Source organism: Sorangium sp. So ce394 (assembly GCF_051474665.1).
Classification (GTDB): domain Bacteria; phylum Myxococcota_A; class Polyangia; order Polyangiales; family Polyangiaceae; genus Sorangium; species Sorangium cellulosum_D.
Window position 1 is genome coordinate 1,473,277 of sequence record NZ_CP150339.1, and the last position, 18,516, is coordinate 1,491,792.

Below are 18,516 nucleotides of genomic sequence, written 5' to 3' on the forward strand. Positions count from 1 at the left end.
CCGGGCGAGACGCCGGGCGGCGCCTCGTCCGGACCATGAACGGACAGTCACAGCCGCCGCGTCGCCCCGGCGTCACGGCGGGCCGCTGCGCGCTCGCGCGCGCGGCTCTCCGGCGGCCCGAGCGCCGGACCGCGAGGCACATGGCTTGCTTGGTGGCCGGCGGTGATTCACCGACGGCGAGCGCTCGTCGCTGCGCGACGCGCTCGGCGCGTGCCCTTTCCCCTCCACCTTCCAGGAGCGCCTTCGTGTCGAACTCCCCGGTCAACCGCTCGCCCCGAGAGACGGCGATCTCGCGACGCCCTGCGATGTCGTCCTTGCCGAGCGCTCTCCTGATGGCCTGGCTGTGCGCGGGCTGCGTGCAGCTCGAGCTCGATCCCAAGTTCGCCCCCCGGGCGGAAGAGCTGCCGACGGAGAGGCCGTCTGGCTTCTTTCCGCCCGAGTACCTCCGCATCGGCCCCTACCGCGTGACCGCCATCGACTACGAGCGCAGCAGGGGCGTTGCCCTGATGAAGCTCGGCTCAGCGAAGGTGAGCCATGACAGCCGCTGGCGGCTCCGCGCCGCCATGACCGGGCCCGACATGCCGGCGGGCAGCATCGATTGCGCCGGACCGCGCGACCCCTGGAGGCACCGCGGCTCGCGTCAGCTCGGCTGTCGTCTGAACGACGGCACGCGCGCCTGGGCGATGCGGTTCGACGTCGAGCTGAAGACCACCTGGCCGAAAGAGCCCGACTGGGTGCCCGAGTGGGTGAAGGAGATGCGCAGGATCGGGGGGCCCAAGCCCGAACCGCGCGAGCTGCTCGACTGGGACGCGCTCCTGCGCAGCGAGGACGAGCGCGTCCTCTGGGTCGAGTGGGCGCACCAGACGGTGCGCCCGAGCAACGTCGGCGGCTACTACGTGCTGGCCGATGGCAGCATCCTCGGGGCGGTCGACATCACCCCGGGCTCTCGGCGCTCGTACATCGCTCGCGACGCGCCTTCCGCGCTGCGCCCGTCGGTCGCCGTGACCGTCGCCGCCATCCACCTGCTCGTCGAGGTGGATTCCTGAAGCGCGGCGTAGAGGAAGGCGTAGCGCTCCGTCGCCCGGGCGCTCGCGCCCGGATGCCCGGCGCCACGATATCTCCGTCCGAGCGCGGATCTGCTCACCCCTCGAACGCTCCAGCGCTGGAACACGGTCGTTCCGGCCTCGCGCGGTCGCGCCCCGCTCAGGGCATGAACGCATCCGTGACGCCGGTCGAGCCGAAGCCTTGCTGGGTCCCGCCGCCGGGAACGTAGATCGCCCCGTCGACCGCGACCGCGCCGGTGCCGTGGCGCGGCGTCGTCATCGGCGCGAGCACCTGCCACGCGTCGCGCGCGGCGTCGTAGGCCTCGTTGTCGTCGAAGACGCCCAGCGCGCCCGGCTCCTCGTTGCCCTCGCCGCCGATGACGTAGATCGTCTCGCCCTTCACGGCCGCCGCGACGCCGCCGCGCGCCGTCGGCATCGGCGCGCGCGTCGACCAGGCCCGCTCCGAGAGATCGTACGCGAACACCGTGTCCTTCACGTTCCCCTGGCCGTTCGCCCGGCCGCCGAGCACGTAGAACGTCGAGCCCACGACCGCGCCGCCGACGTGATCGCGCGGCTCGGGCAGGTCGGGCAACGCCTCCCAGGCGCCGGTCGCGACGTCGTACGAGGAGACGTCGAGCACCGTGTCCTGGAAGCGGGGCGTCAGCGAGCGCAGCCCGCCCGCGAGGTAGATCTTCGTGCCCTCCACGCCGACGGCGGCGCTCCCGCGCTCGGTCCCCTCGGGCATGGGCTCGATCTCCGTCCACGTATCGGAGCCCGGGTCGTACTCGAACGCGTTGCCGACGGCCGTCCAGGGGAACTCGCCGATCATGCCGCCGAGCAGGTAGATCTTGCCGTTCAGGGCCGCGACGTTCGGGTGGTTCAGCGCCATCGGCAGCGGCGCGGCCTCGGACCACGCGTCCTCGCGAGGATCGTAGACCTCGACGCGCCCGGTGTTGAGCAGCTCGCCGCCGACGCCCGCGATGACATAGATCTTGCCGTCGAGCGCGACCACGCCGTGCTCCTGGCGCGGGCCGCCCGCGATCGGAGCGAGCCCGCGCCAGCCCGGGCGCGCGCCCTGGTCAACGCCGTCGCCGGAGGCCGCGCTGCCCTCGCTCCCGCCCGACCCGTCGCCGGCGCAGGCGGCCGCGGTGAGAGAGAGGCAGAGAGAGAAGCCGAGCGCGGTGATGGATCGCATGGTGTTCTTTCCTTTCGGTGGCTCGCGAGGCCCGAGCCTCGCGGATCGCGGCGGCGCGCCGCGCCGCGCGACGGCCTTTCATCGTCGGACCAGAGCGTAATGGCGGCCCCGAGGACGGTCCACGCCGCGGCGCGCCTCCTCGGCTGTTACTATCTATCGATGGTGTCGATAGGCCGGCCGACGGCCGCGCGCGGCGTTCCGGCGTGGATCTCGCGACAGATCTCGGAGATGCACCTGCGGAGCCAGACGTGCGCGGGATCCTTCTGCCGTGTTGCGCTGAAGAGGCATGAGAACGAAAAGGGCGGGATCGCGAGCGGCGGCTCGATCACGCGGAGGCGCAGGAGCGGCGCGGTCGCGTGGACGAAGCTGCTCGGAAGCGTCGCGATGAGGTCCGTCTGCGCGACGACGAACAGGGCCGCCGAGAAGTGCGGGACCCGGAGCACGACGCGCCGGCGGTGCCCGAGCCGCGCGAGCTCGTCGTCCAGAGGGCTCCCGGGCAGCTCGTAGGGCGCGACCAGGACATGGGCGGCGGCGGCGTACGCGTCGAGCGTGATGGGCTCCCCGAGGTCGGGGTGGTCGCGGTGCGCGATGCACACGAACGGCTCCTCCAGCAGCCGCTGCATCACGAGGCCGGAGAGCGGCTGGAACCTCACGCCGAGCGCCACGTCGATCTCGCCCGACTGGACCGCCCGATCCACATCCATCCTGAAAGAGCGCAGCACGATATCGACGCCGGGCGCCTCGCGGCGCAGCCGCGCCATGAGCGGCGGCAGCATCAGGACCACGGCCCAGTCAGGCGCGGAGAGCGTGAACGTCCGCTCGAGGCGCGACGGCTCCACGCCCGCCGTCGGCTCGAGGAGCTGCTCCAGCGCGTCGAGCTGCGCGCGCAGCGGCGCGGCGAGCTCCTCGGCGAAGCTCGTCGGCCGGAGCGCGGTTCCGGTGCGGACGAAGAGCGGATCGCCGAACACCTCGCGGAGCCGGCCGAGCGCGTGGCTCACCGACGACTGCGCCCGACCGAGGCGCTTCGCCGCGACGACGGTGCTCTGGCTCCGGAGCAGCTCGTCGAGCACGACAAGCAAGTTCAGATCCAGAGAGGCGAGGCGGGCGCGGCGGCTCATCGTGCGAGCAATAACACTGCCAGCCGCGGTCCAGGTCGCGCCGCGGCGCCGGCGGTCGCCAGCGGCTCAGGGGAGGCGCGCGCGTCGAGAAGCGCGCGCGTCGCGCGTCAGAACATGATATGTGGGCTCCATGTCCCGAGATATCGAGCTCCAGTGTCGTTGCGGAAAGCTCCACGGATGGCTGCGCGATGCGTCGCCGAGCACGGTGAACCGCGCCATCTGCTACTGCGCCGACTGCCAGGCGTTTCTACATCACCTCGGCCGCGCGGACCTGCTCGACGAGCACGGCGGCTCGGACATCGTGCAGGTCCCTCCGTCGGCGATCTCGTTCGACCGCGGCGCCGAGGTCATCGCCGCCGTGCGCCTCACGCCGCGGGGCCTGTATCGGTGGTACGCGAGCTGCTGCAAGACGCCGCTCGGCAACACGCCGACGCCGCGGCTGCCGGTCCTCGGCATCGCCACCGAGCTGTTCCAGCAAGCGCCGAGCGCGAGCCCGTGCGACGAGGTCTTCGGCCCGCCGCGCGGCGGGATCTTCGGCAAGTTCGCGATCGGCGAGCCTCCGCCCGGGACGGTGAAGCCGAACGTGCCGCTGCTCGCGCGCACGATCGGGAAGGTGCTCGGCTGGAAGATCCGCGGCAAGACGTGGCCGCACCCGTTCTTCGATCGCGGGAGCGGCAATCCGAAGTACCCGGTCACGGTCCTGCCCCAGGCCGAGCGCGACGCGCTGCGCCCGCTGTGCGGCCCGCGCCCCGCGAGCGTGTGACGGCGTGATTTCCGGGGAATCGCGCACGCGCACGCGCACGAAGACGTAAGAGGGGAGACGGAAGAGGGAAGAAGTAAGAGGTAGCTGAGAACGGAAGACGGGGATGAGAGACGACGTACGGTGTCTCTCGTCCCCGTCTTCCGTCTTCCGTCTTCCGTCTTCCGTGCTCGTCCTTCGTGCGCGTGCGCGTGCGCGTGCGCGTGCGCGATTCGCCGGAGTCAACGCGCACGCAGACGTGAACGGAGACGAGAGACGAAGTACGGAAGACGCCTGCGTTAAACCCGAGCGAAAACCGCTCTACAGGCAGCGTGGAGCGGGGAAGGTGATCGTCACATTCCGGATCTCCTGGCGCGCGACGGCATCTCCGGTGGCGGCGGCGAAGCCATAGAAGAGCCTCGACCCGACGGGAAACCCGGGGATTGCGAACTTCTCGATCAGCGGCTTGCCGTCGAGGCTCACGCTCGCCTCGCCCTGATTGAGCTCGATGCGGGCCGTATGGAACGCGGCGTCGCGGAGCCGGAGATCGCCCTCCACCTGGAGCAGCGAGCCGAGGACGCCCCCGGGGCAAGGCCGGGCGAGATCGGCGATGCCCATGTGCTCGCTGCTCACGTCATCGCAATCGAAGTTCTCGTATGTATCGAACTCGACGCCGTAGCCGGCGAGCCCGGCCATGCCGAGGCCGCCGCCGGGCTCGCCCACGGCCGTCGCTCCCGTCGCCTGGAGCATGAAGCCCACGCCGTCGCCCCGGCCGAGGCGGAACTCGAACGTCGCGGTGAAGGCGTCGGCGGCGAGGGGATTCCGGTAGACGACGGTGCCGGCTTGCTGGCTCCTGGCCTCGGTGAGCACGGCGGTCCGCGACTCCGGGTCCCAGAAGGCCGTCCCGTTGAAGGACCATCCCTCCGGCGGCGACGCCATGTCCGCGGTGAGGCTCGCGCCGCACGCCGTTCCGTCGGGGCACGTGCCCTCGTCGGTCTGTCCATTGCAGTCGTTGTCGACGAGGTCGCACGCCTCGGGCGCCGGCGTGCTCTCGCCGGTGCACGGACCCCACGCGCCCCGCGAGCAGACCTGCACGCCGGCCCTGCACGCCCCGATGCCCAGGCTGCCCTGCGGGCCCGAGTAGCAGCCCCGTTCTCGCCCCTCCGCGCAAGGGCAGCCCTCGTCGACGACGCGGTCGCAATCGTTGTCGAGGCCGTCGCACACCTCCGGCGCGGGCTCGCACGCGGGGACTGGGGCGACCTCCTCGGCGCCGCCCTCCTCGAGGACGTCGCTTCGGCCGCCGCACGTGGAGAGCGCGGCGGCGAGCGCCGGGAGAAGGAGGCGCGCGCGCGGCCGCCGGCCTGCGCGCGGCGCCGCGCGTGAGGAGGAGGTTGGCTGGGATGGCTGCATGTGCTGTCGATGCGGCGCGCGACCGGGGATCGCGCTATCGATGCGGAGCACCCTCGCGCGCCAGCCCTTTCTGCGCCGCAGTGTACCAAATCGAGCGAAGCGCGCCCCCGGGCGACCTCTTGGCCGAGACCCCGCGCGCGGCGCGGGGGGCTGCGCCCGAGGCGAGCGCTCGCCGCAGCGCTGGGCGACGACGCCGGACGCCGAGCGCGCGGGCGACCCGGGCGAGCGAGAGCCTCAGTACTCGGTGATGTTCCCCGGCGGAACGTCGCGGAAGACGCGGTCGCTCTTGTCGCCCGAGCCGGTGAACTCGTACGTGAGGTCGTGATGGCGGACGAAGCAGAGCGGGCTGTCGCTCTGCACGACGGCGGAGACGACGCCCGTCACCGTGACGGTGTTGAGGTCGATGTGCAGCTCGAACTCCGTCCCGCCGTTCTGGCGCAGGAGCTTGCCCATCTCGGCGCCCGTGAAGTTCTCGATCCGGACGTCGCAGGGCGCGTTGAACTGGAACATCTTGTCGGCGGCCTTGAACCCCTTGCTGTCTTTGATCGTGATGCGCCCGCCGGGGAAGTAGCTGCGGACCGAGGCCGCGTCCTCTCCGACGTCCTCCCAGGTGATGTTCTCGAGCGCGTTGTCGCCCATCATGTGGATCCCCTCGCAGCCGGGGTAGGTGATGGTCACGTTCTTCACGCTGGCGCCGGGCGCGAGGAGGAAGAACGGCCGCTGGCTCTCGCCCTGCTCACCGCTCGAGGTGTCGCATTTCATCGCGTCGACGTCGGCGCTCAGCGTCTCGCCTTTGCCGTCGTACACGGCATGAGGAGGAACGAAGATGGTCTGGGAGATCGTCCGAGCGGTCCCCGTCCCCTCCGTGGCGTAGGTCAGCGGTCCGACCTCATCGGCGATATATCCCTCGTAGGCCTCGGCCAGCTCTTCGTCCGATGGCGTGAGCTCCCTGAGGATGTCGAGCGGATCGCCGGTCGGGACGACGCCCCCGCCCCCCGCGCCGCTCGAGCTCGCGGCGGCGCCGCCGCTGCCTGAAGCCGCAGCGCTCGAGCTCGTCGCGCCGCTGCTCGAGCTCGTCGCGCCGGCGCCGGAGCCGCCGCTGCCCGCGCCAGCAGCGCTCGAGCTCGCCGCTCCGCTGGCGACAGGCCCGCCTCCCGAGCCGCCGATGCTGGTGCTCCCGCCCGTCTCGGACGCCGCGTCGTCGGACGGCGACGAGCACGCCCACGCGAGAGAGACCGCGGGGATCAGGATACCGGCCCGGAGCCGGGCAGACGCATTGAAAGCTCTCGTCGACATGGGACCTCGCTCAGAAGAACATTTCCGGAGGTCGCCAGTGCAACGGGTGTGCCCGAAGGCCCCATGCGGGCACGATAGCCCTGTCATCGCAGCGTCTTCCGGCGTGACGGCGGCGGCCATGGGGGCGCCGGCGGAGCTCTCGTGGAATGCAGGCGCCGGTCGGCGTGCGGTCAACATCGCTGACGTCAACCGCGTCAACCCTTGGTTGACGGCGGAAGCGGGGGAGGGGACGCCCGACGGAAGGCCGGCCGCGCGGCAGCTCGGCGCCGCGGATTCAGCCCCGAGCTCTTCCCGCATCCCCGAATGGATGGGAGACTCCACCGGGCAGCGCGCTGCACCCCCCTGGAACACCACACCTCGCGGACGACGGATGACAACGCTGGCACACGAGATCTTCGATTTCTACACGCGCCCCGGCGCGATGACGTCCGCCGGCGCGCACGCGCCCCGGCTCGACGAGCTGCCGAGCGACGTGGCCTCGCTCGTCCGCGTCGTGCAGGGCCTGCTGCTGCACCAGCACTGGGCGCAGGCCTACGGCGTGGAGCTCTCCGACGAGCGCCGCGGCGAGCCCCACCTCCGTCCCGCAGACCGGATGCTGGAGCTCCTCCTCGCCCACGACGGCCGGCCGCTCTCCGCCGCCCGGCCGCCCGGCGCGCGCCTCGTCGGCAATTGCCGCCACTTCACGGTGCTCCTGGTCGCCCTGCTGCGCGCCAAGGGGGTCCCCGCCCGGGCGCGCTGCGGCTTCGGCGGCTATTTCCACCCCGACAGCTTCATGGATCACTGGGTCGCAGAGCACTGGAACGCCGCCGAGGCGCGCTGGGTCCTCGTCGACGCGCAGCTCGACGACGTCCAGCGGGCGGCGCTGAACCCCGACTTCGACGCGCTCGACGTGCCCCGCGACCGCTTCGTCGTCGCGGGCGACGCCTGGGCGCGGTGCCGCGCCGGGGAGGCCGATCCGTCGAAGTTCGGCTTCCTCGACGAGCACGGGTACTGGTTCATCGACGGGAACATCGTGCGCGACGCGGCGGCGCTCAACAACATGGAGATGCTGCCCTGGGATTGCTGGGGCGGGATGAGCCGCCCCAACGAGCCGCACGGCGACGAGCGGTTCGCGCTGTTCGACCGGCTCGCCGCGCTCACGCGCTCGCCCGACGCGAGCTTCGCCGAGCTGCGCCAGCGCTACGAGAGCGACGAGCGCCTGCGGGTGCCGCCGACCGTCTTCAACGCCGTGCTGGACCGCCCGGACCCGGTCTGAGCTGGGCCGCCCGAGCCGGGGCGAACGGTCGCCCCGGCGCCGGGGAGCGCCGCATCACTGGGGGATATCGAACGGCTGGCACACGCCGCCCAGGCACACGTCGCTGTCCCAGCAGCAGTCCGCGTTCGCCGTGCACTCCCCACCCGAGTCCTTGCACTCCTCACCCCCGCCCGGATCCTCCCCGGGATCGCTGCCGCCTTCGCCGGCGGGCGGGTCCTCGCCCTCGCACGTCGTGGGGGGGCACGGCCCCGGCGTCACCGTGAGCGTGTCCGACGGGTACTTGCTCGGCGACGCGTGCACATAGCTGATGGTCGCGTCGCCGAAGCCCGCCGCGCCGAACGCCGAGGCGCTCACCCACACGTCGTACACGACCCGGTAATCCCAGCCCGGTGTCTGCGGATTCGGGGTGTAGCTCTCGTCCGTCTCCGGGGAGTCGACGACGTACGCGCCGTACCCGCACGCGTTGAGATCGCGGTCGAGCGAGGTGGTCGCCGCGACGACGGCCCCGGCGTCTCCGAGGAGCATCTTGCCCTCTCCGCCGACCACGCCCAGCGATCCGTAGCCCGACGGCTTCGCCTCGTCGACCGAGACGTAGTCGACGAAGAAGTCGAGCACGAGCTCTCCCTTCCCGTCCGTCATCTGGAACTGGGCCTTGTCGCTGCCCACGAGATCCTTGAACGTGTGGCCCTTGGGCCCCTTCGGCTTCGGCTCGCCGCCGGGCCCGGGCCCGGGCGCGGGCGGCTGCCCGGGCCCGCCGCCGGGCGCGGGCGGCTGCCCGGCCTGCTCTTCGCCGCCCCAGCCGATGGCCGTCTCGCCGTACGTGTTGTCGACGAACGCGGGGTTGAGCGTCAGCCGCACGTGCACGAGCTCCTCGCTCTCGGCGATCTCGACGACCCGCTCGACGAAGGCCATCGGCGTCGTCGGGTTGCTGTTCGTGTAGTAGCAGTCGACCTGGGCGGTCTCGTCCACCGGGGTGCCCAGGCGGCTCGCTCCACACGACAGCGAATCGAGATCGGCGGTGATCGGCTCGCCGGCGCCCGACGTGCCGGACCCCGGGAAGCTCGGCGCCGGCGCGCTCCCTCCCTCGTCCGACGGGACGCAGTCGTCCCCGGAGACCATGTTGCTGCCGGCATCTCCCGTCCCCAGCACGGTACAGGCCGGGCCGACGATCGCGAGAGACAACAGCCCACCACACAAACACCCAGTCAACGCGAACGAACGCATCGGGATCCTCCCAAATCGAAGAGCAAGCACGACCCTGCCGCCGCCGGCGAACCCGCTCGCCGGGGCGGCGATTGCCTCTGATGAAGTGAAAGTCGCCGGAGGCGCCGAGAGCAGGCAGGCGTTGTCTAAAAATCGACACGGCGCCGCGCGCGGGCGCTCACGGGCGAGCGCCGCTCGGGCGCGAGGCGGACGTGGCTTCCTCGCGCCCGAAGCCCTGCGGGTAGTCCTTGAGATAGCGGCGCGCCTCCGCCGCCGTGCGTTGCTTGTCGCCGAGCATCTCGATCGCGCGCAGGCGCTCCACGCGGGCGATCTCGGCGAGCGGCGAGTCCGGGTAGCGGCCGAGGAGGAGGTCGAGCCGCTCGATCGCCCGGCCCGGCTGCCCGCCCCTCCGGGCCGCCATCGCGCTCTGGAGCAGCGCGTTCTCGGCCGTGAGCGAGGCCCGCGCCGGCGCCTCGCGCGCGTCGCGCGGCGCGCGCGGCTCCCCCTCGCCGGCCTTGCCGCCCTCGCCAGCCTTGCCGCCCTCGCCGGCGGCGCCGTCCTGCGCCTCCCCGTGCGGCGGCGCCGGCGCGTCGCCCGGCCGCCCCTCGGCGGGCCGGTCCACCCGGCGCTCCTCGTCGCGGGACGACCACGTCTCGCCGGGCCTCAGGGCGCGCTCGACCGCGTCGCTGTGCACGGCGACCCGACCTTCCATGACCGACACGCGCGTCTCGGCCGGCGCCCCCGCCGCGCCGGGCTGCCGCTCGACGGAGAAGCGCGTCCCGTGGACCGTGACCACGGCGTCCAGGGTCCGCACCGACAGGGTCACGCCCGTCGGCAGCGGCGGCACCTCGACGGCGATCCGGCCCTGCTCGAGGGTGACGACATCGCCGAGGCGGTCGCGCCCGGCCCCCACCGGCGCGAACCGCACGCGGGTCGACGGCCCGACCTCGACGGTCGCGCCCGTCGCGAGCGACGCCTTCGCCCGCGCGCCCTCGCCGGTCCGCAGCTCCTCGTCGCTCGTGAGCGGCACGAGGGCGAGCGACGGCGGCGAGCGCGTCGCGCCCCCGGCCGCGATCTCGACCGAGCCCTGGAGCGCCGTCACCTGCGCCGCCGCGGGCGAGGCGTCCTGCGCCCGGACCCCGATCAGCACGCCGGCGACCGCCGCCGCCAGGGCGGCCGCCAGCGCCCCCGCGACGAGGGCGTCCCGCTTCCGCCGGGCGACGCGGCCGCGCCGCTCCGCCTCCTCGGCGGCGAGCTGGTCGATGCGGCCGGCGATCCGCTGCTGGAGGTACCGCGCCTGGGCCCTGGGCAGCGGCGGCACCGGCTGCTCGACAAGCGCCCGCAGCGAGGCCTCCACGCCGGGCGCATCGGCGCGGTCCTCCGGGGTGGCGTCAACGTCGTCCTGCTTCATCGTGGCTCCTCGGGCCGATCGGCGTCGCGTCGCGCCGCTGCGTCGGGCTCGCAGCGCGCCTTCAGCTCCCGCCGCCCCCGCGACAGCCGCGACTGGGCCGCGGCCTCGGAGACGCCGGTCAAGTGTGCGATTTCATTGATGGAATAGCCCATGGCGTGGAGCAGCAGCGCGGTCGCGCGGTCGCCGTCCATCGCCGCGAGGTGCCGGCGCAGCGCCTCGAGGTCGCGCTGCGCGCTCACGGCCCGCTCGGGGTCGGCGCTCTGCGCGGGCGGCTCGGGCGCGGCGCCGGCGTCCTCCAAGGGCCCCGGCGCGCGATCGATGACCTTGCGCTCGCGCCGGCGGGCGCGCAGCGCGCTCAGCCCGACGTGGCAGGCGATGACGGACGCCCAGCCCGCCAGGCTGCACTCCCCCGCGAAGCGGCGCTTCGCGAGCGTGCTCACGATCTGCTCGAACGCGCCCTGCACGAGGTCGGCGTGGTCCTGCTCGCGGCAGCCCAGGATCCGGTACAGGGTCCGGTCGACCGCGGGGAGCAGGTGCTCGTAGAGGCGCAGGCCGATCCCGCGTTCGCCCCGGTGGAAGGCGCGCAGGAGCTCCTCGTCGCTGGCGGGCGCGGGTTGCCCGTCGGCCTGAGCGGAGACGAGCCTGAGCCGGCGGTCAGCTGGTCGTGGCTCGGCGGTTCCCATGCTCATGCAGTAGCCGTTCCGCCGGAAAGCAGGCTGAGCCGCGGCGCTTTTTTCGACGCCCGCCGCGCCGCCGCCCTGGTCCCGCCCGCCACACGTCGACCCCGATCTGCCGCGGGGTGCGCGGGTGACGCTGGGCTCACCGCTCCGAGGAGCCTGACGTCGGGCGGCCGAGCAGGCCTGTGGCCACCGTCTCGAGGTGCGGGGCCAGGTCGGCGAGCCCGACGCGGGCCAGGGCCGGGGTGGCGACGACCGAGCGCATCACCAACGGCACGATTCACTGGGACGACCTGTCGCTGCGCGACGGTTACGGCGGCATCAAGGCGATGCTGCAGGGTGGGCGCGCGACGGACCTGCTCGGGGTCGCGTATGTGGCCAATCACCCGGAGGGGCGCACGCGGTACCTCCTGCACCACCTCGGCTTCACCGACAGCGGCACGGGCTCACTCGGGCAGCCCGCCAAGGCGATCATCGAGCTGCTGGCCAAGCTGTTCGCCCAGCCGGTGGAGAAGAGCATCCAGCCCATCATCGACCTCATGGACGACCCGCCGGCGGGCCGCCTCCTCGCCTACGACCGCCGCACCCCGCTCCCCACGTCCTTGCCGACCCTGGACCCGGCCGTCGCCCAGCGCCTCTACGACCGAGCTCGCCACCTGCTCACCGCGGACTCCCGCGCTTGAGCCGGCGCCGACACCTCGGCTCCGGGATCCGTCTCCCCCATCCGCCGATCGAAAACGACGGTTCTGGCTGACGACCTGAAGCAGCATGGGGGCAGTGAAGTCCATCAGGTCGTGAATGGAGCTTCCGGTCGTTGGCTCGCCGATGACCAGGTCGCGGACGTGGCCCCGTAGCTTCAGCGTTGCCCGGCGCCGCCCTGCATCGCGTAGGCGATCCCGGCTTGCAGGGTGCCGCGGGTCACGATGTCGGGCAGGTCGGAGCCGAGATCGACCAGGCACCGCGCGACCTCCGGGCGGATCCCCGTCAGCACCACCTTCGCCCCGAGCAGCCGCACGGCGCTCGCCGCCTGGAGGATCCCGTAGGTGGCCTCCGCGTCCATCCCGGGGACGCCGGTGATGTCCAGGATGGCGACCCTCGCCGCGCGTCGCTGGAGCTCGTCCAGGAGCGCGCCCGTGGCCTGCTGCATCCGGGCTCGGTCCAGCGCCCCGATGAGCGGCATGACGATGACGTCGTCGCTGATGGGGATCACCGGCGTGGAGAGCTGCGCCAACATGGTCATCTGCGCGCGGATGGTCTCCTCCTTGCTCTGGCGCAGCGCCTCCTCGGCCCGCTTGCGATCCGTGATGTCCAGGAGCGACACGAAACAGCGCTCCCACGTCTGCTCGGAGCCCGCGCTCATCGCGAGCCGGAGCGTGACGGTCCTCCGCTCTCCGTCGAGCGTGGAGATGAACGTCTCTTCCTCGAAGGACGTCGCCCCGCTCCCCAAGGCGACGAGCTCGCGGTGGAAGGTCATCACCGCGGGCTCGTCGAAGATGACCGACAGCCCGGCGAGGATCTGTTCCTTGCTCGAGGCGCGGCAGAGCTCCAGCGTGGCCTTGTTCACGTCGAGGATCTTCACCAGGGCGATGCCCGTGAAGACATCGTCGACATGGGCTCGGAGGTGCGTGTCCAGATCGGTGACGCCCGACGCGAGGATCCGGTCGATGTGCCGCCTGACCGCCGACCAGTCCTCCTCCCAGAGGGAGATCGGGGAGCTCTCGAAGATACCGCGGTAACGCGCCTCGCTCCGCTCGAGCTCCTCGATCCGCCGGCGTAGCTGCGTCAGCTGGTCGCTCGTGTTCATTGATGTCATGCTCGATCGGTTGCTGTCGGGAGCGCAAGCGCCCAGGACGAGGATGCCACGGCGGCCCCCCCTCAGAGCACGCCAACCACAGCCAGGCCGCCGGCCTCTACCGTCCTCAACGTGCGAGGGCGACATCCAAAGCCTCGTTCGCGCCATCGCTCGCCCGCGCGGCGCGCCAGCCGCCTCGGGCTGGGCCAGCGCGTCGCGCCGGCCGTCCTCGCCGAAACCGCCATGGCCCGGAGCGCGCGCATCTCGGTATCATCGGCGATGCGCTCTTCGAGGAAGCGCATCGGCCCGCAGGCTGTGGCGTGAAAGCCGCCCCCTCGATGCATGAATGAGCTGCTGATATAGCGTCACGTTTCCAGGAGGGGGCCGCCGTACCGCGCGCGCGGGGACGAGGCGAGCCTGGCAACGCGAGCGGCGGGCGCGGAGCGGGACCGGACACGGCACGCCGAGCAGCCTAGTCCTGGCGCAACCGGCGAGACAAGCTGAGCCGGAGCGCGCGTGATGGTGCCTGTTCTGTCCTGGGTGCCCCTCCACCCGCGCGCCCTCGGTCAGCTGGCCTGGATGCGGTGCTCGTCCGGCAGGGCGCCGCGCGGTGCTCCGAGGGCGCGCCTGCGGCGGACAGGGGGCAACGGCGACTCTATGAAGCGATGAGCAGCGACGTTGGGCGCCCGAGCATCAGACCGGCCATCTCGTCGAGCTCTCCCGCCGGCGGCGCAGGAGCCCGAAGGCCGGGCTCGCCTGGCCGATCCCACCGTGCGCGGCGTTCGCCCCAGGCTGCCGCGCGAGGCAGCAGCGACCGGAGAGGTGGTGATGGGCCGGCAGAACTTCGCACCAGAGAGCGGCGCACAGGCGACAACGCAGGAGAACGCCGACTGCGTCGATCCCGCCTTGGGACGGCGCCGTGTGGTGATCGAGCCTCACGAGCAGAGCACGCCCGAGTCGTCCAGCGAAGACCTCGCGAGCACGGTCATGCTCGCGGTGACCCCGGCCAGCTCCGGCGACCAGGCGCACGGCGCCACGCCGCTCCAGGCCGGAACGAGGGACGGGTGGGCGGAGCCCAGCGCGGGCCACATGCCCGTGGGCGTCGGCGGCACCCTCAAGCATTACGAGATCATCCGCACGCTGGGCCGGGGCGGCATGGGGGTCGTGTTCCTGGCCCGCGACACGAAGCTCGGCCGCCTGGTCGCCATCAAGGTCCTCCTCGAGTACACCGGCGACACCGTCGAGCGCTTCCTGGCCGAGGCGCGGGCCACGGCGCGCTGCAGGCACGAGAACATCGTGGTCATCCACGAGGTCGACGGGATCCATGGATATCCCTACCTCGTGCTCGAGTACGTCAAAGGGCGCACGCTGCGCGCGTGGATGGCCCAGCGCGAGCACCCCAGCGCGCCGGGGTCGCCGGCCGTCGCGACGCCGCCTTGCCCGAGGGCGCCCGCCGTCGCCATCGAGCTCGTGATCCCCGTCGTTCGCGCGCTGGTCTGCGCGCACGAGCTCGGGATCGTGCACCGCGATCTCAAGCCGGAGAACATCCTCCTCGACGACGCCGGCGCCATCAAGGTGCTCGATTTCGGCATCGCCAAGCGCATGGAGGCCGAGGGCGCCGCGACGCTCTCAGGGGTGCGGGCGGCGCCCCGCGAAGGCGCCAGCCTGAGCCGGAGCAGCGCGGCCATCGGCACGCCACGGTACATGGCGCCCGAGCAGCTGCTGGGCACCGCCGTCGATCCCCGCGCCGACCTCTGGGCCGTGGGCCTCCTCCTGTACGAGCTGCTCGCGGGGGAGCACCCGCTCGAGCCGTTCTCGCTCGCGCGGCTCTCGGACATCGTGAACTTCGCCGCCCCGATGCCCAGCCTGGCCGCCAGGCGCCCCGACGTGGGCGCGCTCGGCGAGCTCGTCGACCGCTGCCTGAAGAAGCGCAGCGCCGAGCGCGTCGGCTCGGCCAGGGAGCTGCTCGCCGCGCTCGAGGCGCTCCTGCCCGGCCGGAGGGCGCTCCCGCTGGGCGAGGACGAGAGCCCGTTCGCCGGCCTGTCCGCCTTCCAGGAGGCGGACGCCGCGTGGTTCTTCGGCCGCGATCGCGAGATCTCCGCCATGACGGCGCGGCTGCGCCACCAGCCGCTCCTGGTCGTCGCCGGGCCCTCCGGGGCGGGCAAGTCGTCGTTCGTGCGCGCGGGCGTGATCCCGGCCTTGAAGCGGTCGGGGGACCTCTGGGAAGCGTTCATCCTGCGCCCCGGTCGCGCGCCGCTCGCCGCGCTCGCGGATGTGCTCGTGCAGGTCGCCGAGACGGAGACCGAGGAGGGCGCGCTCGCGGGCGCGCCCGAGCGCCTCGACCACGATGGCATCGTCGCCGCCCTGCGCGCGCAGCCGGGCACCCTGGGCGCGCGGCTGCGCGCGCGCTGCCGCCGCGAGGGACAGCGGCGCCGCATCCTGCTCTTCGTCGACCAGTTCGAGGAGCTCTACACGCTCGGCGCCGCCCCCGAGGAGCGGGCGGCGTTCGTCGCCTGCCTGGAGGGCGCGGCCGACGACGCCTCGTCCCCCCTGCGCGTCCTACTCGCCGTCCGCTCGGACTTCCTCGAGCGCATGGCCGACGACCAGGCCTTCCTCCGGGACGCGACCCGCGGGCTGTCGTTCTTGCCGCCGATGGGGCGCGAGGGCTTGCGCGACGCCCTGACGAGGCCGCTCGAGACGGCCGGTCACCGCTTCGAGACCGCGGAGATGGTCGAGCACATGCTGGGCTCGCTCGAGCGCACGCGCAGCCCCTTGCCGCTCCTGCAGTTCACGGCCACCAAGCTGTGGGAGGCGCGGGACCGCGAGCGCCGGCTCCTGACGCGCGACAGCTACGACCAGCTCGGCGGCGTCGCCGGCGCCCTGTCCGCCCACGCCGACGCGGTGCTCTCGGCGCTGTCGTCGCGCGACCAGCGGCTGGCGCGGGCGGTGCTGCTCCGCCTCGTCACGCCCGAGCGCACGCGCGCCGTGGTGAGCCTCGACGAGCTCCGCGATCTGGCGCAGGGCAGCGAGGGCGACGCGGTCGCGCAGGTGGTCCAGCACCTGGCCGGCGCGCGGCTCCTGCTCATCGAGACGGGCGGCGAGCAGGCCGTCGGCGAGCGGGACGGCACGACGGTGGAGCTGGTCCACGAGTCCCTGATCGAGCGCTGGCCGAAGCTCCGGCAGTGGCTCGCCGAGAGCGAGCAGGACGCGGAGTTTCTGGCCCGGCTCCGCGCCGCGGCCCAGCAGTGGGAGGCGAGCGGCCACACCGAGGGGCTGCTCTGGCGCGACCACGCGGCGGAGGGCGCTCGAGAGTGGTACGAGCGCCGCCGCGCCGCGCAGGGCGACGGGGGGCGCTCCGGGCTCGGCTTCCGCGAGGAGCGCTATCTCCTGGCGGTCGTGGCCCTCTGCGAGCGCGCGCGCCGCCTGCGCCGGCGGCTCGCGACGGGCATGATCGCCACGCTCACCGCGATCGCGGTCATGGTCTCGTTCCTGGCGGTCCGCGCGAGCCAGCAGGCCGCGCGCGCGAGCCAGCAGGCCGCGCGCGCCAACCAGCAAGCCTTGCGCGCCGACCAGGAAGCGGCGCGCGCGCACGTCGAAGCGCGAGAGGCGCGCAACGCCACCCGCATGGCGACCGCCCGCGAGATGCAGGACGATCCCACGACCGTGCTCGCGATCTTGCGCGAGGTCGAGCCGCCCGACGTGCCGCGCGCGTGGTCCGTCCTCGCGCTCTCGGCGCTGCACGGCGGGGTCGCCCGCGCGGTGCTCAGCCATCCGGACTTCGTCCTGCGGGTGAGCTATAGCCCCGACGGCAAGCACCTCCTCACCGCCTGCGCGGACAGGACGGTCCGGGTGTGGAACGCCGACGGCACGGGCGGGCGCGTGGTCCTTCGTGACCCCGAGGCGACCGTCAACTCGGCGGCCTTCAGCCCTGACGGCGAGCGCATCGTCACCGCGTCGTACGACAGGATCGCCCGGGTGTGGAACGCCGACGGCGCGGGCGAGCCCGTCGTCCTCCGCGGTCACTCCGACCGCGTCTACTCGGCGGTGTTCAGCCCCGATAGCAAGCGCATCGTCACGGCGTCCGAGGACGGGACCGCGCGGGTGTGGAACGCCGACGGCACGGGCGAGCCCATCGTCCTTCGCGGCCACGCGCGAGGGATCCATGCGGCGGCGTTCAGCCCTGACGGCAAGCGCATCGTCACCGCGTCGTACGACAGGACCGCGCGGGTGTGGGACGCCGACGGCACGGGCGAGCCGCTGGTCCTCCGCGGTCACGAGAATGGCCTCGACGCGGCGGCGTTCAGCCCCGACGGCAAGCGCATCGTCACGGCGTCCGAGGACGGGACCGCGCGGGTGTGGAACGCCGATGGCATGGGCGAGCTCCTGGTCCTCCGCGGCCACGGGGCTCGGGTCTATTCGGCGGCGTTCAGCCCCGATGGCAAGCGCGTCGCCACCGCGTCGGACGACAGGACGGTGCGGGTGTGGAACGCCGACGGCACCGGAGAGCCCATCGTGTTTCGAGGTCACGGCCTGGCGGCCGGGTGGGTGTCGTTCAGCCCCGATGGCAAGCGCCTCGTCACCGGATCGGTCGACGGGACCGCGCGCGTGTGGAACGCCGACGGCACCGGAGAGCCCATCGTCCTTCGGGGTCACGAGGATCGGCTCTGGTCGGCGGAGTTCAGCCCCGATGGCAAGCGCATCGTCACGGCGTCTGCGGACAGGACCGCGCGCGTGTGGAACGCCGACGGCGCCGGAGGGCCCATCGTCCTCCGAGGTCACGAGTTCCAGATATTCTGGGCGGAGTTCAGCCCCGACGGCAAGCGCGTCGTCACGGCGTCTGCCGACAACTCCGTGCGGTTGTGGAACGCCGACGGCACGGGCGAGCTCCTCATTCTTCGGGGCTCCGACTCCGGGGTCAACTCTGCGGCGTTCAGCCCGGATGGCCGGCGGATCGTCACGGCCTCCGACGACAAGGTCGTGCGGATATGGGCCGATATCGAGCCGCTCCTCGGCGTCGACGACCCGAAGCTGTGGGCCGCGACGAGCTACTGCATGCCCATCGAGCGGAGCATGGAGCTGCTTCGCGTGCCGGAAGCCATGGCCCGCGCGAACCGCGAGACGTGCCTGCGCCGCGTCGAGCAGGCCCGCGCGGCGGCCCGGGAGTGACGGGCTGGGCGCGCGGCAGCCGCCGGAACCGCCCGATCCGCGGCTGCAGGGCGCGAGCTCGTCAGACGCTGCCGACGCCCCGCCCTCGGGGATGAGATGGCGGCCCGGTCGTTCACGAGGCGCTCGGTCGGCTGCTCTGGCTGCCCGTGGCAATCGCCCGCCGCCCGCGGCGCCCTCGATGTCCCCCCTGAGCTGACACCATGCGCCTGCG

General features: G+C 72.9%; 13 protein-coding genes. 5 read left to right on the forward strand and 8 right to left on the reverse strand.

The annotated features are described in order from the left end of the window. The first annotated feature begins 332 nt into the window (after positions 1 to 332). Positions 333 to 1,046 carry a hypothetical protein gene (locus WMF33_RS05440; protein WP_437336137.1) on the forward strand — a complete coding sequence of 238 codons (714 nt, stop codon included), beginning with the start codon at positions 333 to 335 and terminating at the stop codon, positions 1,044 to 1,046. A gap of 157 nt (positions 1,047 to 1,203) precedes the next feature. On the opposite strand, the gene WMF33_RS05445 is transcribed toward WMF33_RS05440, so the two are convergent. Then, positions 1,204 to 2,238: a Kelch repeat-containing protein gene (locus WMF33_RS05445; RefSeq protein ID WP_437336138.1), complete on the reverse strand. Its 1,035-nt coding sequence runs from the start codon at positions 2,236 to 2,238 to the stop codon at positions 1,204 to 1,206. Between the two features lie 149 nt (positions 2,239 to 2,387). After that, positions 2,388 to 3,356, reverse strand: a complete 969-nt coding sequence (locus tag WMF33_RS05450; RefSeq protein ID WP_437336139.1) for a LysR family transcriptional regulator — start codon at positions 3,354 to 3,356, stop codon at positions 2,388 to 2,390. A 130-nt stretch (positions 3,357 to 3,486) separates the two neighbouring features. On the opposite strand from WMF33_RS05450, the gene WMF33_RS05455 reads away from it, so the two are divergent. Further along, positions 3,487 to 4,119, forward strand: a complete 633-nt coding sequence (locus tag WMF33_RS05455) for a DUF6151 family protein (protein WP_437336140.1) — start codon at positions 3,487 to 3,489, stop codon at positions 4,117 to 4,119. A gap of 297 nt (positions 4,120 to 4,416) precedes the next feature. On the opposite strand, the gene WMF33_RS05460 is transcribed toward WMF33_RS05455, so the two are convergent. Both WMF33_RS05460 and WMF33_RS05465 read right to left on the reverse strand, forming a co-directional pair. Beyond that, positions 4,417 to 5,505 (reverse strand): L-type lectin-domain containing protein, encoded by a 1,089-nt coding sequence (locus tag WMF33_RS05460; protein WP_437336141.1) that lies wholly within the window; start codon positions 5,503 to 5,505, stop codon positions 4,417 to 4,419. 234 nt (positions 5,506 to 5,739) lie between these two features. Next, on the reverse strand, positions 5,740 to 6,801 hold the full coding sequence (locus WMF33_RS05465; RefSeq protein WP_437336142.1) for a pectate lyase: 1,062 nt from the start codon (positions 6,799 to 6,801) through the stop codon (positions 5,740 to 5,742). Positions 6,802 to 7,171: 370 nt separating this feature from the next. On the opposite strand from WMF33_RS05465, the gene WMF33_RS05470 reads away from it, so the two are divergent. Beyond that, entirely contained in the window at positions 7,172 to 8,056 is an 885-nt protein-coding gene (locus tag WMF33_RS05470; protein WP_437336143.1) for a transglutaminase-like domain-containing protein, read from the forward strand. Positions 8,057 to 8,110: 54 nt separating this feature from the next. On the opposite strand, the gene WMF33_RS05475 is transcribed toward WMF33_RS05470, so the two are convergent. The 3 genes from WMF33_RS05475 to WMF33_RS05485 form a co-directional block, all read right to left on the reverse strand. After that, a complete protein-coding gene (locus WMF33_RS05475) occupies positions 8,111 to 9,238 on the reverse strand; it encodes a hypothetical protein (protein WP_437336144.1) in 1,128 nt (375 codons plus the stop codon). A gap of 199 nt (positions 9,239 to 9,437) precedes the next feature. After that, on the reverse strand, positions 9,438 to 10,670 hold the full coding sequence (locus WMF33_RS05480) for a FecR domain-containing protein (protein ID WP_437336145.1): 1,233 nt from the start codon (positions 10,668 to 10,670) through the stop codon (positions 9,438 to 9,440). Further along, entirely contained in the window at positions 10,667 to 11,353 is a 687-nt protein-coding gene (locus WMF33_RS05485) for an RNA polymerase sigma factor (protein ID WP_437336146.1), read from the reverse strand. The genes WMF33_RS05480 and WMF33_RS05485 overlap by 4 nt, the downstream gene beginning before the upstream one ends. 179 nt (positions 11,354 to 11,532) lie before the next feature. Here WMF33_RS05485 and WMF33_RS05490 point away from each other — a divergent pair, with 179 nt between their 5' ends. Beyond that, positions 11,533 to 12,030, forward strand: a complete 498-nt coding sequence (locus WMF33_RS05490; RefSeq protein ID WP_437336147.1) for a hypothetical protein — start codon at positions 11,533 to 11,535, stop codon at positions 12,028 to 12,030. A 173-nt stretch (positions 12,031 to 12,203) separates the two neighbouring features. Here the strand turns inward: WMF33_RS05490 and WMF33_RS05495 are convergent, their stop codons facing one another. After that, positions 12,204 to 13,151, reverse strand: a complete 948-nt coding sequence (locus WMF33_RS05495) for an STAS domain-containing protein (protein WP_437336148.1) — start codon at positions 13,149 to 13,151, stop codon at positions 12,204 to 12,206. Between the two features lie 909 nt (positions 13,152 to 14,060). Between WMF33_RS05495 and WMF33_RS05500 the strand changes: the two genes are divergently transcribed. Continuing rightward, a complete protein-coding gene (locus tag WMF33_RS05500) occupies positions 14,061 to 18,305 on the forward strand; it encodes an nSTAND1 domain-containing NTPase (RefSeq protein WP_437339446.1) in 4,245 nt (1,414 codons plus the stop codon). Positions 18,306 to 18,516 lie beyond the last annotated feature (211 nt).